This is a genomic window from Nocardia sp. NPDC047648 (assembly GCF_040642815.1).
Taxonomy (GTDB): Bacteria; Actinomycetota; Actinomycetes; order Mycobacteriales; family Mycobacteriaceae; genus Nocardia; species Nocardia gamkensis.
In genome coordinates this window covers 305,650-321,874 of the sequence record NZ_JBEYSX010000004.1, presented here as the reverse complement: position 1 = coordinate 321,874, position 16,225 = coordinate 305,650, and the positions used below count along the sequence as shown (strand labels likewise).

The 16,225-nt window shown below is 70.8% G+C and carries 15 protein-coding genes; 10 read left to right on the top strand and 5 right to left on the bottom strand.

The features are described 5' to 3' along the window. The first annotated feature begins 51 nt into the window (after positions 1 to 51). The 3 genes from ABZ803_RS12540 to ABZ803_RS12530 all read left to right on the top strand — a co-directional run bounded on the left by ABZ803_RS12540 (position 52) and on the right by ABZ803_RS12530 (position 2,588). Entirely contained in the window at positions 52 to 255 is a 204-nt protein-coding gene (locus tag ABZ803_RS12540; RefSeq protein ID WP_063051221.1) for a YbdD/YjiX family protein, read from the top strand. 165 nt (positions 256 to 420) lie between these two features. Further along, complete coding sequence (locus tag ABZ803_RS12535) at positions 421 to 2,049, top strand: Ada metal-binding domain-containing protein (RefSeq protein ID WP_357036359.1); 1,629 nt, start codon at positions 421 to 423, stop codon at positions 2,047 to 2,049. Continuing rightward, on the top strand, positions 2,046 to 2,588 hold the full coding sequence (locus ABZ803_RS12530) for a methylated-DNA--[protein]-cysteine S-methyltransferase (protein ID WP_357036083.1): 543 nt from the start codon (positions 2,046 to 2,048) through the stop codon (positions 2,586 to 2,588). The genes ABZ803_RS12535 and ABZ803_RS12530 overlap by 4 nt, the downstream gene beginning before the upstream one ends. 135 nt (positions 2,589 to 2,723) lie before the next feature. Here the strand turns inward: ABZ803_RS12530 and ABZ803_RS12525 are convergent, their stop codons facing one another. Continuing rightward, a complete protein-coding gene (locus ABZ803_RS12525) occupies positions 2,724 to 5,837 on the bottom strand; it encodes an SMC family ATPase (RefSeq protein WP_357036080.1) in 3,114 nt (1,037 codons plus the stop codon). A 34-nt stretch (positions 5,838 to 5,871) separates the two neighbouring features. Then, positions 5,872 to 7,053 (bottom strand): exonuclease SbcCD subunit D, encoded by a 1,182-nt coding sequence (locus ABZ803_RS12520; RefSeq protein WP_357036077.1) that lies wholly within the window; start codon positions 7,051 to 7,053, stop codon positions 5,872 to 5,874. 297 nt (positions 7,054 to 7,350) lie between these two features. Between ABZ803_RS12520 and ABZ803_RS12515 the strand changes: the two genes are divergently transcribed. Both ABZ803_RS12515 and ABZ803_RS12510 read left to right on the top strand, forming a co-directional pair. Further along, entirely contained in the window at positions 7,351 to 8,496 is a 1,146-nt protein-coding gene (locus ABZ803_RS12515) for a DNA recombination protein RmuC (RefSeq protein ID WP_357036074.1), read from the top strand. Between the two features lie 58 nt (positions 8,497 to 8,554). Then, the gene (locus ABZ803_RS12510) at positions 8,555 to 9,421 is read left to right on the top strand and encodes a DUF6542 domain-containing protein (protein ID WP_357036071.1); all 867 of its coding nucleotides are present in this window, start codon (positions 8,555 to 8,557) and stop codon (positions 9,419 to 9,421) included. A gap of 147 nt (positions 9,422 to 9,568) precedes the next feature. On the opposite strand, the gene ABZ803_RS12505 is transcribed toward ABZ803_RS12510, so the two are convergent. Further along, a complete protein-coding gene (locus tag ABZ803_RS12505) occupies positions 9,569 to 10,579 on the bottom strand; it encodes a 4-hydroxy-3-methylbut-2-enyl diphosphate reductase (RefSeq protein ID WP_357036068.1) in 1,011 nt (336 codons plus the stop codon). 296 nt (positions 10,580 to 10,875) lie between these two features. Between ABZ803_RS12505 and ABZ803_RS12500 the strand changes: the two genes are divergently transcribed. The 4 genes from ABZ803_RS12500 (at position 10,876) to ABZ803_RS12485 (ending at position 13,476) form a co-directional block, all read left to right on the top strand. Next, complete coding sequence (locus ABZ803_RS12500) at positions 10,876 to 11,538, top strand: lipid droplet-associated protein (protein WP_357036065.1); 663 nt, start codon at positions 10,876 to 10,878, stop codon at positions 11,536 to 11,538. A gap of 95 nt (positions 11,539 to 11,633) precedes the next feature. Further along, complete coding sequence (gene xseA, locus ABZ803_RS12495) at positions 11,634 to 12,857, top strand: exodeoxyribonuclease VII large subunit (RefSeq protein ID WP_357036356.1); 1,224 nt, start codon at positions 11,634 to 11,636, stop codon at positions 12,855 to 12,857. Positions 12,858 to 12,928: 71 nt separating this feature from the next. Beyond that, complete coding sequence (locus tag ABZ803_RS12490) at positions 12,929 to 13,135, top strand: exodeoxyribonuclease VII small subunit (RefSeq protein ID WP_051175542.1); 207 nt, start codon at positions 12,929 to 12,931, stop codon at positions 13,133 to 13,135. Next, positions 13,132 to 13,476, top strand: a complete 345-nt coding sequence (locus ABZ803_RS12485) for a VOC family protein (protein ID WP_357036062.1) — start codon at positions 13,132 to 13,134, stop codon at positions 13,474 to 13,476. Before ABZ803_RS12490 ends, ABZ803_RS12485 begins: the two co-directional genes overlap by 4 nt. 21 nt (positions 13,477 to 13,497) lie before the next feature. Here ABZ803_RS12485 and ABZ803_RS12480 read toward each other — a convergent pair whose 3' ends face one another. Beyond that, the gene (locus ABZ803_RS12480; protein WP_357036059.1) at positions 13,498 to 13,995 is read right to left on the bottom strand and encodes a GNAT family N-acetyltransferase; all 498 of its coding nucleotides are present in this window, start codon (positions 13,993 to 13,995) and stop codon (positions 13,498 to 13,500) included. A 198-nt stretch (positions 13,996 to 14,193) separates the two neighbouring features. Continuing rightward, positions 14,194 to 14,760, bottom strand: coding sequence for a DUF4245 domain-containing protein (locus ABZ803_RS12475; RefSeq protein ID WP_357036056.1), 567 nt, complete (start codon positions 14,758 to 14,760; stop codon positions 14,194 to 14,196). A gap of 130 nt (positions 14,761 to 14,890) precedes the next feature. Between ABZ803_RS12475 and glpX the strand changes: the two genes are divergently transcribed. Next, on the top strand, positions 14,891 to 15,934 hold the full coding sequence (glpX, locus tag ABZ803_RS12470) for a class II fructose-bisphosphatase (RefSeq protein ID WP_357036053.1): 1,044 nt from the start codon (positions 14,891 to 14,893) through the stop codon (positions 15,932 to 15,934). Positions 15,935 to 16,225: the final 291 nt, after the last annotated feature.

Genomic DNA, 16,225 nt, shown 5'->3' with positions numbered 1-16,225 from the left:
GACTCGGCCATCCAGGGTGCCGACCGGTCCGGGCGACCGGTCGGCACCCGGCTGCGCGCCGCGGCCCGCGCCTGCCGCGACGGCGTTCGGGCGGCCATCTGGTGGTTCGACTCGATCCTGGGCGGGCAGGATTACCAGCGCTATGTCGAGCACCTGCGGCGCAGGCACCCGGGATGCGCCATTCCGACCGAGCGGGAGTACTGGCGGCAGCGGCATGCCGAGGCGGATCGCAATCCGGCCAATCGCTGCTGCTGACCGGCAAAATTTCGGCGCGTGCCGCCACACCCCTGTTTGGTAGGCGCCACAACCGCGAAGCAGGCGACGGCTGTGCGATGTCATGACCGTTGTGCGAGGTAGGGACAACCACCAGCGGTGGTGGCCGATTTCCGCTAGCACGGGTCCGCCGCAGCTGCCATTGTGGTGGACGTGACGATCACGGCATTGGATTTCGAACGTTGCTACCGGGCGGTGTCGACCCGGGACTCTCGATTCGACGGGCAATTCTTCACCGCGGTACGCACCACCGGAATCTATTGCCGCCCTTCGTGTCCGGCGATCACCCCGAAGCGGGCCAACGTGTCGTTCCTGCCGACCGCCGCAGCGGCGCAGCAGGCGGGCTACCGCGCCTGCCGCCGCTGCCTGCCGGACGCCGCGCCCGGATCGCCGCTGTGGAACACGCGGGCGGATCTGGCCGCCCGGGCGATGCGGCTGATCGGTGACGGCGTGGTCGAGCGCGCCGGAGTGCCCGGGCTGGCCGCCACCCTGGGCTACTCCCAGCGCCAGCTCACCCGGGTGCTGACCACGGAACTGGGCGCGGGGCCGCTGGCACTGGCACGGGCGCACCGAGCACACACCGCGCGGCTGCTGATCCAGACCACCGCCATGCCCATGTCCGACATCGCGTTCGCGGCGGGCTTCGCCTCCATTCGCCAGTTCAACGACACGGTGCGCGAGGTCTTCGCGGTGAGCCCCACCACCATGCGACTCGAGGCGCAGCGCGCGAAGAGCAGCGCCCCCGCGCGCGCGGCACAGGCCGGCAGCGGATCGCTCACCCTGCGGCTGCCCTACCGGGAGCCGCTCGACCGGGCCTGGCTGGAATGGTTCCTGTCCGCCCATGTCGTACCGGGCATGGAATTGTGGGAGAACCGCGCCTACACCAGGAATCTGCGCACGCCACACGGGCACGCCACCGCGCGGCTGAGCTTCCAGCGCGACCATGTGCGAGCGGAATTGTCCCTGCACGACATGCGCGATCTCGCGCCGACGGTGGCCAGGCTGCGGCACCTGCTGGATCTGGACGCCGACCCGATCGGGATCGATGACGCGCTCGGTGTCGGTCCCGCGGCGCGCATGCCCTCCTCGGGACAACTGCCCGAGCAGGCCGCCGAGTACCTGCCGGACGCGGGGTCGGGGCCGCCGCCGGAAACCGAGGCGCTGACCGAGGCGGAGCCGCTCGACGCGGCGCGGCCGTCATTCACGCCTGGTATCCGTGTGCCCGGGTGCCTGGACGGAGCCGAACTCTTGCTGCGCACCATGATCGGGCAGCAGATCTCGGTGTCGGCCGCCGCCACGCACACCGCGCGGCTGGTCGAAGCGCTCGGTGAACGGGTGGACGGGCCGATTCCGCTGCTGTTCCCGGCACCCGAAGTCATCGCCGAGCGTGGCGCAGAGGTCTTGACCGGACCGGCGCGGCGCATCCGTTCCATCATCGCGGCCGCCGAGGCACTCGCTTCCGGCGAACTGCCGCTGCACCAGGGACGTACCGCCGCCGACCTGCGCCGCGACCTTCTCGCGCTGGACGGCGTCGGACCGTGGACGGCCGACTACGTGATCATGCGCTTGCTCGCCGATCCGGACGTCCTGCTCGGGACCGACCTGGTCGTCCGCCGCGGCGCGACCCTGCTCGGCGTCGATCTGACGGACACCGCGCGCTGGGCGCCGTGGCGGTCGTATTTGTCCATGCACCTGTGGAAAGCGGCACTGACCAGCCGTGCCACACCTTCCGATGTCCCCGCGCTCGCCACCACGAAAGGCAGTGTCGAATCATGACCACCAGCATCACCGTCCGCGCCGAGGCAGGCGGCACCACCACCGCCACAGCGGATTTCGCCGTCACGCAGACCCCGCTCGGCCCGTTCACCACGCTCGTCGACTCCGACGGCGCGGTGCTGGCCTCCGGCTGGACATCCGACGCGGAGAACCTGCGCGGCCTGATCCACCCCACCCTGCGCCCCGGCCTGTTACGGCAGCGGGATTCGCTGGGCGAGGTGACCGGCGCCGTCACCGCTTACCACGAGGGTGATGTCACCGCGATCGATCGGATTCCGGTACGTCAGCAGTCCGGGGAGTTCCTCGTCCACGCCTGGGAGATACTCCGCGCCGTCCCGGCGGGCAGCCCACTGACCTACACCGAATTCGCCGCCCGCGCCGGCCGCCCCGACGCCACGCGCGCCGCGGCCAACGCGTGCGCCCGCAACGCCGCCGCCCTCTTCGTGCCCTGCCACCGCATCCTGCGCATCGGCGGCGCACTCGGCGGCTTCCGCTGGGGATTACCGGTGAAACGGTGGCTGCTCGACCACGAGGGGTGAGCGTCCATCGCCCGCAGCACTCGCGCGGGCAGACCCATGGATCGCCCGTTGGCCGCGTGAACCCAGTGGCACATCATCGGGGCCGAAAACCGGCTGTAGGCGATCATCCGTCCCTCGCGGAGGGGAGGCCCACGCTCAGGCGATGGTCGCTTGCAGGTGGGAGCCTGCGCGGCCGCGCAGGACGTGCAGGCGGCTGGGGATGCGTTGGCGCATCTCGTCCACGTGGCTGACCACGCCGACCACGCGGCCGCCCGCGCGCAGTTCGTCCAGCACTCCCATCACGGCGTCCAGGGTGTCGGCGTCCAGGCCGCCGAAACCCTCGTCGATGAACAGGGTGTCCAGCACGAGGCCACCGGATTCGGCGGCGACGGTGTCGGCCAGGCCGAGCGCCAGCGACAGCGAAGCCATGAAGGTTTCGCCGCCGGAGAGCGTCTTGGCCGGGCGGATGGCGCCGGTGTAATCGTCACGGATGTCCAGCCCGAGGCCGCCGCGGCGACCGCGCGGACCGGCCTTGTCCGAGTGGACGAATTCGTAGCGGCCGCCGGACATCCTGCGCAACCGCAGCGATCCCGCTTGGGCGACTTCTTCCAAGCGGGCGGCGAGGACATAGGAGTGCAGGGACATGCGGCGGTTGTTCGCCCCGCGCCCGGCGACCACGTCGGCGAGACCGTCCAGTTCATCGAACGCGCGCTGGGCCGGGGCGATCCGGTCCACGGCGGCCCAGAGCTGACCGCCGAGGTCCTCGAGCTGGCCGGCCCGCCTGCTCGCCTCGGCATGGGTGGCCACCGCCGCGTTGAGCGCGGCCTGCGCGTCCGCCACGAGCGCGTCGAGTTCGGCCGGATCGCCGGGCTCCTGCTCCGCTGCCGCCCGGATCTCCGGTTCGGCCAGCACCGCTTCCGCTGCGGCTCGGGCACGGTCGGCTGCCACGAGTTCCGTGTCGATCTCGGCCTGCTGCCGTGGGCTGCGGGACGCGGCGGCGACGACCTTCGCGTAGGCGCTCAAGAGCGCGACATCGTCGCGAGCGGTGACGGCAGCGGTGGCGAGGCGCAACGGGTCATCCAGACCAGCGGAGCCCGGTGTGACCGTCTCGCCGTCGCCCTCCAGCACGAAACCTGCTGCGCGCGCCAGGTTCTGGACCCGGTCGGCGATTACCGACACCTGTTCTCGCGCCGCCACGGCTTCGGCGCGGGCGTCGCGCAGGGCGGTGGCCTCGCCGACGAGGGCGGCGAGCCGCGCACGGCGGCGGTCGATGGTCTGGTCGGCGCCCGCCGCGGTACGCAGCCGTTCGGTGAGTTCGACCAAGCGCTCCTCGGCGGAAACGATGGTGGCGGCGACCGCGCTGCGGCGCGCCTCGGATGCGCGCAACTCCTCGTGCAGGCGGGCCTCGCCGTCGCGCAAACGGGTGAGTTCGGCTTCCAGCCCATCGGCGTTCGCGGCCAGTTCCGAGGTGTCCTCGTAGCGGTCGGTCGCGGCGCGCAGTGCGGCGGCGAGTTCGACACGGTCGGTATCGCCGCCGCGAGCGATGAGCGCTTCGATCTCGCGCTCTAGCCCGGTGATGCGGGCCAGCGCGCGGTCGCGGGTGCCCTCCGCGGCGCGCTCGGCCGCCACAGCGGCCTGCTCCTCGTCCTTGGACACCGCGGCGTCGGTGGGCCGGGCGGGCGCGGGATGCTCCGCCGAACCGCAGACCGCGCACGGACTCCCGTCCACCAATTCGCCGGCCAGTTCGGCGGCCATCCCGCTGAGCCTGCGCTCACGCAGATCCAGCACGCGTTCCTTGGCGTCGAGATGCGCGGTGCGGGCGGCGTCGAACTCGATCCGGGCGTGATCGAGCGCGGTGCGGCGGGCCGCCAGCTCGACCGCGGCCGTCGCGGCGGTCTGTAGCCGCTCAGTCTCCGCGGTAATGCCCGGCAGGGCCGCGGCCGCTTCGGTGGCCTCACGCAGCCGGGCCTCGGCCGCGGTGAGCGCGGCGGGCAATTCGTCACGCCGCGTGGCGAGTTCGGTCACGCGCCGGGCCAGCGTCGCGTCCTCGGTGCGCAGCGTGGCGAGTTCACCATCGAGCCTGGTCGCGGTGGCGGCATCGATCCGCACCTCGTCCAGCGCGCCGATCTGCGCGCTCCAGCGCTGGATCGCCGCGTCGATGTCGGCATCGTCTCGGACCTGCTCGCCGTCGGTATCGACCAGTTCGGCGCCACCGAGTTCGACGCTCTCCGGTTCCCGCAGCCTGGCCGCGAGTCGCAGGGCTGTGGCCTGCTTTTCGCCATCGAGCCTGCGCTGGGTTCGCACCGCCGAACGCGCTTCGTCGATAGCGGCCGCGACCGGCTCGGCCCGGCGAGCGAGGTCGAGTTCGGCTTGCAGCTCGGCCCGCCGGGCGGTGCCCGCGCCGTAGTCGTCCAGCTGGGCGCGCGCCACGCTCAGGCGGCGACGCAGCTCGCGCAGCCGACGCGCCTGTTCGGCCTGCTCCCGGACGCGCGCCGAATCTTGTTGACAGCGTTGCGTCTCCGCGACGGCGGCGGCGAGATCGGCGCGTGCCGTGGCCAGCAGGTCCTGCGACCATCCGACGCACTCGGCCGGACCGACCGAATCCGCCACTCCGGCCGCCATACCCACCTGCGTGATCAGCCGCTTGACGCCGTCCGCGCGAGCGTCCAGGTCCGCTTCGGCGGCGCGACGCTTGTCGGCGAGCCACTGCTCCGCGGTGCCGAAACGTCTGGTGTCGAAGAGCTTTTCGAGCAGTTTCTCGCGATCCTCGTTGTCCGCGCGCAGGAAGCGAGCGAAATCGCCCTGCGGCAACAGCACCACCTGGAAGAACTGATCGGCGCTCATGCCGAGCAGGCGCAGCACCTCCTCGCCGATATCCGGTATTCGGGACAGGTTCTCTCCGCGGCCGTCCAGCCAGGTCAGCGTCGCCTTCGGGTTGATGGTGCGGGTGCCGGTACCGTCGCGCTTGGCGCGCTGGAACTCGGGGCTGCGGGTCAGGCGAACTCGCCGCCCACCCAAGGTCGCCTCCAAGACCACTTGCGGTGGTGTCTGCTCCGGGGCGTGATCGGAGTGCAGTCGCTTGCTCTCCCCTCGCGCGCCGGGGACCCTGCCGTAGAGCGCGAACGCGATGGCGTCCAGCACCGTGGTCTTACCCGCGCCGGTCTGACCGTGCAGCAGGAACAGCCCGTCGGCGCCGAGCGCGTCGAAGTCGACGACCGTGGTGCCTGCGAACGGACCGAAGGCGGTCATCTCGAGCTTGTGCAGCCTCATCCCGCCGCGCCTACGCCCGGCTCCGGCAGGACGCTCATGCGGTCAGTTCCTCGGCGGCGGCCACCGCGGCCACCTGCTCCTGCTCCGGCTCCGCGACGGCGGCGGACAGCGCCCGCTCCAGCCAGCTCATCTCGCTCGAGCTGGGTACGCCGCGGACGTCGGTGAGGAAGCTGCGGGCTACTTCGATGTCGCGGCGGCCGTGCACCCGCTCACGGTAGCGCAGCTCGGGGTTCCCCTCCGGCCGCGCCCATTCGACGTGGACGGCGTAGGGGAACCGTTCGCGCAGTTTGCGCATGGCGTCGACCGGGCGGGCGACGTCGGTGAGCACGGCGGATACGTAGTGCTGTTCGGCCACGCCGTGCTGCGCGCCGCTCAGCAGCTCGTCCAGGGTGCCGGTCAGTTTGCTCAGCCCCCGTACCGTCGGCAGGTCACGGCGGCGCACCGCGTGCAGACCGGACGCGTCCAGGTCGACGATCCAGACGGCTTTGCGATGCGCGTTCTCGCCGAACGAATACGGCAGCGGCGAGCCGGAGTAGCGGACCTGTTCGGCGAGCGTCTGCGGCGAATGCAGGTGGCCGAGCGCCACGTAGTCGATGCCGTCGAAGGCCGCCAGCGGGACCGTCTCCACCCCACCGACCGAAATCGAGCGCTCCGACCCGGTGGATTCCCCGCCGACCACGAAGGCGTGCGCCAGCACGACCGTCCGCACCCCCGGCCGTCGCGCGATGTCGGCTCGCACCCGGGCCATCGCCGCGTCGAGGATCTCGGCATGCGAACGCGCTTGCGGCACTTCTAGTTCGGCGCGGGTGATCTCCGGCTCCAGGTACGGGATGCCGTAGAACGCCACCGGACCGTGCGCGTCCTCGAGCAGAACGGGGTGATCGGCGTCGGCCACGGTGGTACGCAGATGCAGCCCGCCCGCCGCGGCGAAACTCGCGCCGGCGCCCAGCCGGGCGGGCGAATCGTGATTCCCCGAAGTGGCGACGATCTGGGCCCCCGCGGCCCGGATCGCCTCGAATCCGCGGTTGCACACCGCGATCGCGTCGGCGCTCGGAATCGACCGGTCGTACACGTCACCCGGTAGCACCACCACGTCGACCGACTCCTCGGCCACCAGCTCCGCGATGGCGGCCAGTGAACGCGCCTGATCGGCAAGCAGATCGACCCCATGGAACGTGCGCCCGATGTGCCAGTCCGAGGTGTGCAGCATCCGCATGCCGCGAAACCGTAGGGCAACCCACCGACAGACTTCAATCGCCCCGCCCGCTGCGCCGGGTTTGCCCAGTAAGGGCCCGGAGTGTCCGGCGGAGTGGATGGACGTGTTCGAGCCGGTCGGCCCGCCGAGCCGAATCATCACATATCGCATGGCCTCCCGAACCCCTGCCCCGGATGCCGGAATTCGGATGGCTCGCGGAACGCGCGCGGAACACGCAGGCAGAACCGGTTGTCGACTCGATGCCCAACAGTTGCCGGGTGCGCGATCTTGTCGGTGACCTACGGCACTATCTGCGCTATGACCGCACCGATGCTCGTCGCACTGACGCTGGTGTTCGCCGCCGGTTTCGGCCTGGGCTGGCTGGGCCACGCCGCACGGGCCGGGCAGCGCGCCGCGGCGGCGGAAGCGCGGCTCGCGGTCGCCGCCGACAACGAACGGCTGCTACGGCAGTCGCTCACCGCGGCCAACGAGGATGCCGCGCGGCGGCATTCGCACGCCGTCGGCGCGATGGTGGAACCGCTGCGCGCGGCGGTCGGGGCGTTGAACGAGCACATCCAGCAGGTGGAGCGGCAGCGGCTCACCGCGTATTCCGGCCTGCGCGAACAGGTCGCGAACATGCAGCGCACCTCGCACCAGCTCACCGGGCAGACGGGGCAGCTGGTCGCGGCGCTGCGCGCGCCCCAGGTCCGGGGCCGATGGGGCGAGATCCAGCTGGAGCGGGTGGTAGAGCTGGCCGGGATGACCAGGCACTGCGACTTCGGCACCCAGGTGACCCGCACCGGTCGCGACGAGGGCGACCGCACGGTGCGACCGGACCTGGTGGTGCGCCTGTCCGGCGGCAGGCACATCGTGGTGGACGCCAAGGTGCCGTTCGCCGCCTACCTGGACGCCTGCGGCACCGACGACCCCGACGTGCGCGCCGAGCTGCTCACCCGGCACGCCAAGCATTTGCGCGCGCATGTCGATCAGCTGTCGGACAAGGCGTACTGGGCCGCTTTCGATCCTGCGCCGGAATTCGTGGTCTTGTTCGTGCCGGGCGACCCGTTCCTGGACGCGGCCCTGACCACCGACTCGGAGCTGCTGGAGTACGCGTTCGGTCGCAACGTGATCCTCGCTACCCCGACCACCCTGATCGCGTTGCTGCGCACCATCGCCTTCGGCTGGCGGCAAGAGGCGCTGTCCAGGGACATGGCCACCGTGCAGCGGCTGGGCCGTGAGCTGTATCACCGGCTGGGCATGACGGGCAAGCATCTGGACCGGCTGGGTACGCAACTCGGCAGGGCGGTGGAGGCTTTCAACTACACCGTGGCCTCGGTGGAGTCGCGGGTGATGGTCACCGCGCGCAAACTGCACTACCTGGAGATGGCCGAGCAGGAAGTGCCCGCCATCGGGCGCGTGGATTCGCGGCCCCGCGCGGTGGGCTTCGCCGACGCGGGCGAGTAACCAGGAGTATGGCCGTGCCGCCACGCCGCCACGAGCGGCGGCAACTAGTGTGCATATCGTGGCTGCTTCCGAACGTGTGCGATCCCGGGTGCCCGCGCCGCAACGCTCGATCCTGCCGTCGGTGCCGGGGATCCCGGTCGGCGCGGCGATCCTGATCGCGGTTGCCTGCACGTTTCTGGGGTTCCTGATCGATGCCGGCGGCGGCAATAACGAGCTGACCGGCACGTTCGCCGCGCTGTACATCCTCGGGTGTGTGGCGGCGGTCGCCGCCGTCCGCTATCGCGGCTTGTTCAGCACGATGGTGCTGCCGCCGCTGCTGCTGTTCGTTGCCGTGCCGCTGGCCTATCAGCAGCTCACCGGGCGTGGCTCGACCTCACTGAAGGACATCCTGCTGAACCTGGCGATCCCGCTGGTGAACCGGTTCCCGACCATGATGCTCGCCACGGTGGTCGTCCTGCTGATCGGTGGCGCGCGGATCTATCTGCACCGCCGCGAAGAGGAGTCCACTCGTCCGCCGTCGACCCGCCGCGGCGCGGGCTGGGGCAAGGCGCCTGCGAAGAAGAGCAAGCCCGGCCGTCCGTCCCGTGGTCTCGCGGACTCGCCACGCCGCAAAACCCGCCGCCCGAAGGCGGAGCCCGCCGAACCCGAGGCGGACGGCTCGGACGAGTCCACCCCACGGCCGGCCCGCCGACCAGCGGCGCAGGTCGCCGATACCCCGCCGCGCGTCGCACCCGCCCGCCCGCGGGAAGGACGCGCGCCCGCCAGGGGCGCTGCCCGACCGGCCGGGGCTGTGCCGCGGCCCGAAGGAGAACCACCGCGCGGCGCGGGCCGTCGCCGCGATATGCCCCCGCATCCCCAGCCGAATGTGCGCTACCGCGAACGTGATTCGGGCCGCCCGGAACGGCGCAGACCGGAGAACCTGTAGCCGGTCCGCTCGGCACGACGGCGCGGCTACTGCGCCCGCGGACGTGGCGACCTCACCACGACGCGCCTCGGTATCGGAGATGTTGCTCATCTCGCATGCACGCGAGGCGCGCGGACCGGAGCCGGCCCTGTCGGGCGCGGCCCGGCGTCAGCGCCGGGCGTCGCGCAGTTCGCGGGGAAGAGCGAAGACGAGGGTCTCGTTGGCCGTGGTGACCGGCTGAACCTCGCCGTAGCCGTGCTCGGCCAGCATGTCCAGCACGCCGCGGACCAGAATCTCGGGCACCGAGGCCCCCGAGGTGATGCCGATCGTGCGAACGCCGTCGAGCCAGGCCGGGTCGACCTCGCGAGCGAAGTCCACCAAATACGCGGCCTTGGCGCCCGCACCGAGCGCCACCTCCACCAGGCGCACCGAGTTCGACGAATTGCGCGAGCCGACCACGATCACCAGGTCGCATTCCGGCGCCATGGCCTTCACCGCGACCTGGCGGTTCTGCGTGGCGTAGCAGATGTCGTCACTCGGCGGGTCCTGCAGGGCGGGGAAGCGCTCCCGCAGCCGCTGCACCGTCTCCATCGTCTCGTCCACGCTCAGCGTGGTCTGCGAGAGCCAGATCACCTTCGACTCGTCGCGCACGTTGACGTTGTCCACCGCGCCGGGCCCGTCGACCAATTGGACGTGCTCGGGCGCCTCACCCGCGGTGCCCTCGACCTCCTCGTGGCCCTCGTGACCGATCAGCAGGATGTCGTAGTCGTCGCGGGCGAAGCGCTTCGCCTCCTGGTGCACCTTGGTGACCAACGGACAGGTGGCGTCGATGGTGTGCAGACTGCGCGCGGCGGCCGAAGCGTGCACCGCGGGCGACACGCCGTGCGCGGAGAACACCACCACCGCGCCCTCGGGGACCTCGTCGGTCTCGTCCACGAAGATCACGCCGCGGTCGCGCAGCGTCTCCACCACGTGGCGGTTGTGCACGATCTCCTTGCGCACGTAGATCGGCGCGCCGTGCTTGTCCAGCGCCTTCTCGACGGTTTCGACCGCGCGGTCCACGCCGGCGCAGTACCCGCGTGGTTCCGCGAGCAGCACGCGTTTTCCGCCCTCGGCAAGGGCGTTTCCGACGCCCGCCGAGCGCGCGATTCCGACGTTCAAGGGAATGGCCGAAGACATGCCCACAGGATACGTGCGGACCGCGACCACGCCACGTCCGGGAGTTGCCCGTCACATCCGCGCCGGAGCCGGTGCGTACGGGCCGCGAACTGGGGCGGAGAGCCCGCCGCGGCCGAGTTGCCGACCCGCCGCGCCGAATGTCTCGGACACTCCCGCCGGGACCTGCGTTTATTCTCCGCATTATGAGCACAGCGCCGCGCAATTCCCGCCGATCGGCCGCACGCCGTAACCGGCGAATATCGCGACCGGGCGCGCCCCTCCTTTGCATAACACACCATTTCGGGCAGGCTAGGACCATGTTTCGACCACCCTTTCTGGCCCGCGTCGCCGCCGGCGCCGCCGTATACGCCCTCGAGGAATCCCGCCGGCTACCCACGGCGGCAATGAATTTCCCGATCACGGCCATCAGTCAGGTACTGCAGACGACGATGCACGTCCAGCAGTTCGTCACCAGCCTGGCTCTGAAGGGCGACGCGGTATTCGACCGGCTGTCCAACCACCCGGTCGAGCAGCCGGAGTGGGCCACCTTCGACGAGGACCTCACCGACGACCCGAGCCCCACCACGCATCGCGGCAGTCGATTCGATCTCTTCACCGCCGACGATCCCGAACCGTTCCGCGCGAACGAGTCCTTCTCCGCCGACGACACCCGCGCCGAAGCGACCAACGGCCATGTCGCCTCGGTGACGCGGATCGCCGAGGAGCCGGCGGGAGAACCGGAGCCGGGCGACTCGGAAACCGATCCCGAGCCTGCCGCGGAAGCGCCCGAGATCGCCGAACCGGAAGTCGCCGTCCGCTACGACTACGCCAACATGACCCTGGCCCAGCTGCGCGCCCGGCTGCGCCTGCTGACGATCGAAGACCTCACCGCGCTGCTGGACTACGAGCAGCGCACCCGCGCCAGGGCGCCGTTCGTGACCATGCTCACGAACCGGATCGCCACTGTGCAGGCCCAGTGACCGAACCCCGGACTCCTTCGTCGCCGACGGCAAGCCGGGAGACCTCCGGCGGGCCCGCCGCCGCACCGGCCAACTCCGCCGAACACCCCTGGCCGGTGCGTTCGGTTTCCATGAAGGTCGCCCAGTGGATCGACCGGCTCGGCAGCATCTGGGTGGAGGGCCAGATCACCCAGATGAACCTCCGACCGGGCACCCGCACCGCGTTCCTGGTGCTGCGGGACCCGTCCGCCGACATGTCGCTGTCGGTGACCTGCGATCCGGACCTCATTCGCAATTCCCCCATCCCCTTGCAAGAGGGCAGCCGAGTGGTCGTCTACGGCAAGCTCTCGTTCTTCACCGGGCGCGGCACGATCTCCTTGCGCGTCACGGAGATTCGGCCGGTCGGCATCGGCGAGCTGCTGGCCCGCATCGAACGGCTGAAGGCGCTGCTGGCCGCCGAGGGTCTGTTCGATCCCCGGCTCAAGCGCCCGATCCCCTTCCTGCCCGGGACGATCGGCCTCATCACCGGCCGCGCGAGCGCCGCGGAGCGCGACGTGCTGAGCGTCGCCCGCAACCGTTGGCCCGCGGTACGTTTCGAGATCCGCAACACAGCCGTGCAAGGACCCACCGCCGTCGCGCAGATGCTCACGGCGCTGGCCGAACTCGATCGGCATCCCGCCGTCGAGGTGATCGTGCTGGCGCGCGGCGGCGGCAGCGTGGAAGACCTGCTGCCGTTCTCCGACGAGGCGCTGTGCCGCGCCATCGTGGCCGCCACCACGCCGATCGTGAGCGCGATCGGCCACGAGCCGGACAACCCGCTCAGCGACTTGGTCGCCGATCTGCGCGCGGCGACCCCGACCGATGCCGCCAAGCGGATCGTCCCCGACGCCGCCGCCGAACTGGCCTGCATCCGCGAGCTGCGCGAACGCACCGCCGCCGCGCTGCGCGGCTGGGTGGACCGGGAGACCAGGGCGCTCGCCCAACTGCGGTCGCGGCCCGTGCTGGCCGACCCGCTGCGCGAGATCGATCGCCGCCAGGAAGAGGTTGAACGCCTGCGCGCGGCCGCGCACCGCTCGGCCGAACAGCTGATCCGCACCGAGTCCACGGCCACCCGGCACCTGCGCGAGAAACTCACCGCCGTCGGCCCCGCCGCGACGCTGGCCCGTGGCTACGCTGTCGTACAGCGCGTCACCGGCCGGGAACGGGAGGTGGTGCGCTCGATCGAGGACGCGCCCGCGGGTAGCCAGTTGCGCATCCGGGTGGCCGACGGGGCCGTCACGGCCGCCGCGCTCGGCGCCCAGGCGCTCGGCGCGAAGCACACCGACACAGGGAGGAACTGACCTTGGCCGAGTCCGGCAAGTCCACGGGCAAGAACGGGACGGGAGCGGATCCGGCCGACGACGCGGCCGAGATCGCCGGTTTCGGTTACGAACGCGCCCGGGACGAACTCGTCAACGTCGTCAAGATCCTCGAACAGGGGGGCCTCGACCTGGACGAATCCCTGGCCCTGTGGGAACGCGGCGAGGCGCTGGCCACCCGCTGCGAAGAGCACCTGGCGGGCGCGCGCAAGCGCGTCGAGGACGCGCTGCACCGCACCGACCTGGAGCGGCAGGAATGACCATCCGCCGTGCCACACCCGACATCCGCACCACCGACCTGGCCGCCAGCCGGGATTTCTACCGGCTGCTCGGCTTCCAGGAGGCGATGGACCTGGGCTGGGTGGTGACCATGGCCTCACCGTCCAACCCGACCGCCCAGGTCCTGCTCGTAGGTCCCGACGCCGAGCAACTCCAGCCCAACATGAGCGTGGAGGTCGACGACGTCGACGCCGTCCACGCCGAGGTGCTCGCCGCGGGCGCCGACATCGTCTACCCCCTGCGCGACGAGCCGTGGGGCGTGCGCCGCTTCTTCGTCCGCGACCCGAGCGGGACCATCGTCAACGTGGTGAGCCACCGCTGACGACGGTCCCGTGCACCGCGCTCACCGCGGTGTGGCCGCTACCCGGAACCGCGCGACGCCGTCCGCGCTGCTCACCTGCTCGAACCCGGCTTTCTCCAGCACACGCACCGACGGCGGATTGGACAACTCCACGTCGGCGCGCACCACGCGGACGCCCGGCGCGGTGAACGCGTGCGCCGTCAGCGCGGCGGTGGCCTCGGTCGCGTAACCACGACCGCGCCGCGAGGCGACGATGCCGTACCCGATCTCCAGTTCACCGTCGGCGGGCGGCCAGAACAGCCCGATCGATCCGACGACGAGCCCACTCGATCGTTCGACGATCAGCCGGTGCCCGAAGGATCCGAGCCAGTCCGAATGCTCGGCGAGCAGGCCTGCGATGACGCGGTCGCCCTCGGCCGGGAAATCCGCCGCCCACGCGGCCCGACGCTGGTCGTCGAGCACGGCGGCCGTCGCATCGGCGGTCCACAACCGCAGGATCAGGCGTTCGGTGGGCAGATCGGAGGAAAGGAAAACAGACACGTGACACTCCTGGGTCATCGAGAAGAGACCGGTTCGCGTCGACGCGTCTGCGAAAGAATCAGGGGCGCGCGAACCGGCGAAGGGCATGCGGAATACAGCTGGTGGCAGCCATATTCATCGACCTCCGAGATCCGGTTCGGCACGTGTCTCGCACCGCGGTGAACTTAACGGGCGCGCACGGCGGAAGGCAAGCGTGTTTCAGGGCTTCAGTGGTTGCGCCGCGGCGATCGCCTGGGCGAGCGTGGTGAACGCCGCCTGGTTGCCCGCGCCGGTGATCAGCACGCGGGACCGGCCGAGGTCGGTGATCCACGCGGTCTCCGAGCCCTGCTCGGCGTAGACGATCCACTTCTGCGCGCCGACCTGCTCGGTACCGCTGGCGTACCGGGACCCGAGCACGAACCGGGCCAGCGCCTCCTCGGTCGCGTTGCTCTGGCTGAAACGCATGTAGGTGCCCTGCGGCGTGATGTAGCCGACCGTGCTGACCGGTCCGCCGCCATTGCCGCCGATGGACTCGCGGCTGCCGGAATTCGGCGTCCATTCCGCGGGCAGCTCCGGGTCGCGGATCGGGAACGGCAGGGATCGAGCGTCGGCGGTGAGCGCCGCCCGCGCGTCGAAGTGCGGGATCTGCCCCTGTGTCGGACCGTTCGCCGCGAAACTGCACTGGCTGGCCAGGCCCGCGAAAACCAGCGCGATCAACACCAACGGGATCAGCGACCAGAACAGATCCCGGTAGTCGTTCAGGATGCGTGGCTTTTGGTACGACACGCTCCCAGTATCCACTCGGACGGCGACGCCGCACCGCGCACCCCGACGCCGCCGAGCAGGGGTGTACGCCCGTGCCACATCGAATGAGACAATTGACCGGTACGTACCGACGCACAGGAGGCACCCCGCAATGACGGCAACTTCTCCCACACCTAGCCGCCGCGAGGCGCCCGACCGCAACCTCGCACTCGAGCTGGTCCGCGTGACCGAGGCCGGGGCGATGGCCGCGGGCCGGTGGGTCGGACGCGGCGACAAGGAGGGGGGCGACGGCGCCGCCGTCGACGCCATGCGGCAGCTGGTCAGCTCGGTGTCCATGCGCGGCATCGTCGTCATCGGCGAGGGCGAGAAGGACGAGGCGCCCATGCTGTACAACGGCGAGGCCGTCGGCGACGGCACCGGCCCCGACGTGGACTTCGCGGTGGATCCGATCGACGGCACCACGCTGATGTCCAAGGGCGTGCCCGGCGCGATCTCGGTGCTCGCGGTGGCCGAGCGCGGCGCCATGTTCGATCCGTCCGCCGTGTTCTACATGCACAAGATCGCCGTCGGGCCCGACGCCGCCGATGTGATCGATATCTCGGCCCCGATCGGCGAGAACATCAGCCGGGTCGCCAAGGCCAAGAACTCCGCGAAGTCCGACCTGACCGTCTGCATCCTGGACCGTCCCCGGCACGCCGAGCTGATCCAGCAGGTGCGTGACGCGGGCGCCCGCATCCGCCTGATCTCCGACGGCGACGTCGCGGGCGCGATCGCGGCCGCGCGCCCGGACTCCGGCACCGACATCCTGGTCGGCATCGGCGGCACGCCCGAGGGCATCATCGCCGCCGCGGCGATGCGCTGTATGGGCGGCGAGTTGCAGGGCATGCTCGCGCCGAAGGACGACGAGGAACGGCAGAAGGCCATCGACGCGGGCCACGACCTCGACCGCGTGCTGACCACCGAGGACCTCGTCTCCGGTGAGAACGTCTTCTTCTGCGCCACCGGCGTCACCGACGGCGACCTGCTGCGCGGCGTGCGCTACTACGGCGGCGGCGCCTCCACCCAGTCGATCGTCATGCGCTCGAAGTCCGGCACGGTCCGCATGATCGACGCCTACCACCGCCTGACCAAGCTGCGCGAATACTCCTCGGTCGATTTCATCGGCGACGAACACGCGGTCCCGCCGCTGCCGTGATATTTGGCCGCGACTTCGTCGCGGCGTGTTCGCGGCGCCCTTGTGGCTCGCGTTTGCGTGACCACCGCTTGCGACTTCGTCGCGGACGCGGCGGCCACGCAAACGCGAGCCAGGCCGCGAACGGAACATGCTCGGTCTCGCTTCGCTCGAAACCGGGAGTCGAGGTTGATCCGTTCACGTCAGACGCCACAGCGCCTCACCTCACTCCGCTGATAATCGGCCGCACCGGCGGAACCGTCTGTGACCTCTTCACCGACACAGGCCCATGAACACCAGGCGGGCCGCAAACGA

Excerpts from the sequence above, each read along its gene's own strand:
- ABZ803_RS12530 (WP_357036083.1), top strand. The coding sequence starts at position 2,046 with ATGACCACCAGCATCACCGTCCGCGCCGAGGCAGGCGGCACCACCACC.
- ABZ803_RS12525 (WP_357036080.1), bottom strand. The coding sequence starts at position 5,837 with ATGAGGCTGCACAAGCTCGAGATGACCGCCTTCGGTCCGTTCGCAGGC.
- ABZ803_RS12520 (WP_357036077.1), bottom strand. The coding sequence starts at position 7,053 with ATGCGGATGCTGCACACCTCGGACTGGCACATCGGGCGCACGTTCCAT.
- ABZ803_RS12515 (WP_357036074.1), top strand. The coding sequence starts at position 7,351 with ATGACCGCACCGATGCTCGTCGCACTGACGCTGGTGTTCGCCGCCGGT.
- ABZ803_RS12505 (WP_357036068.1), bottom strand. The coding sequence starts at position 10,579 with ATGTCTTCGGCCATTCCCTTGAACGTCGGAATCGCGCGCTCGGCGGGC.
- ABZ803_RS12500 (WP_357036065.1), top strand. The coding sequence starts at position 10,876 with ATGTTTCGACCACCCTTTCTGGCCCGCGTCGCCGCCGGCGCCGCCGTA.
- ABZ803_RS12485 (WP_357036062.1), top strand. The coding sequence starts at position 13,132 with ATGACCATCCGCCGTGCCACACCCGACATCCGCACCACCGACCTGGCC.
- glpX (WP_357036053.1), top strand. The coding sequence starts at position 14,891 with ATGACGGCAACTTCTCCCACACCTAGCCGCCGCGAGGCGCCCGACCGC.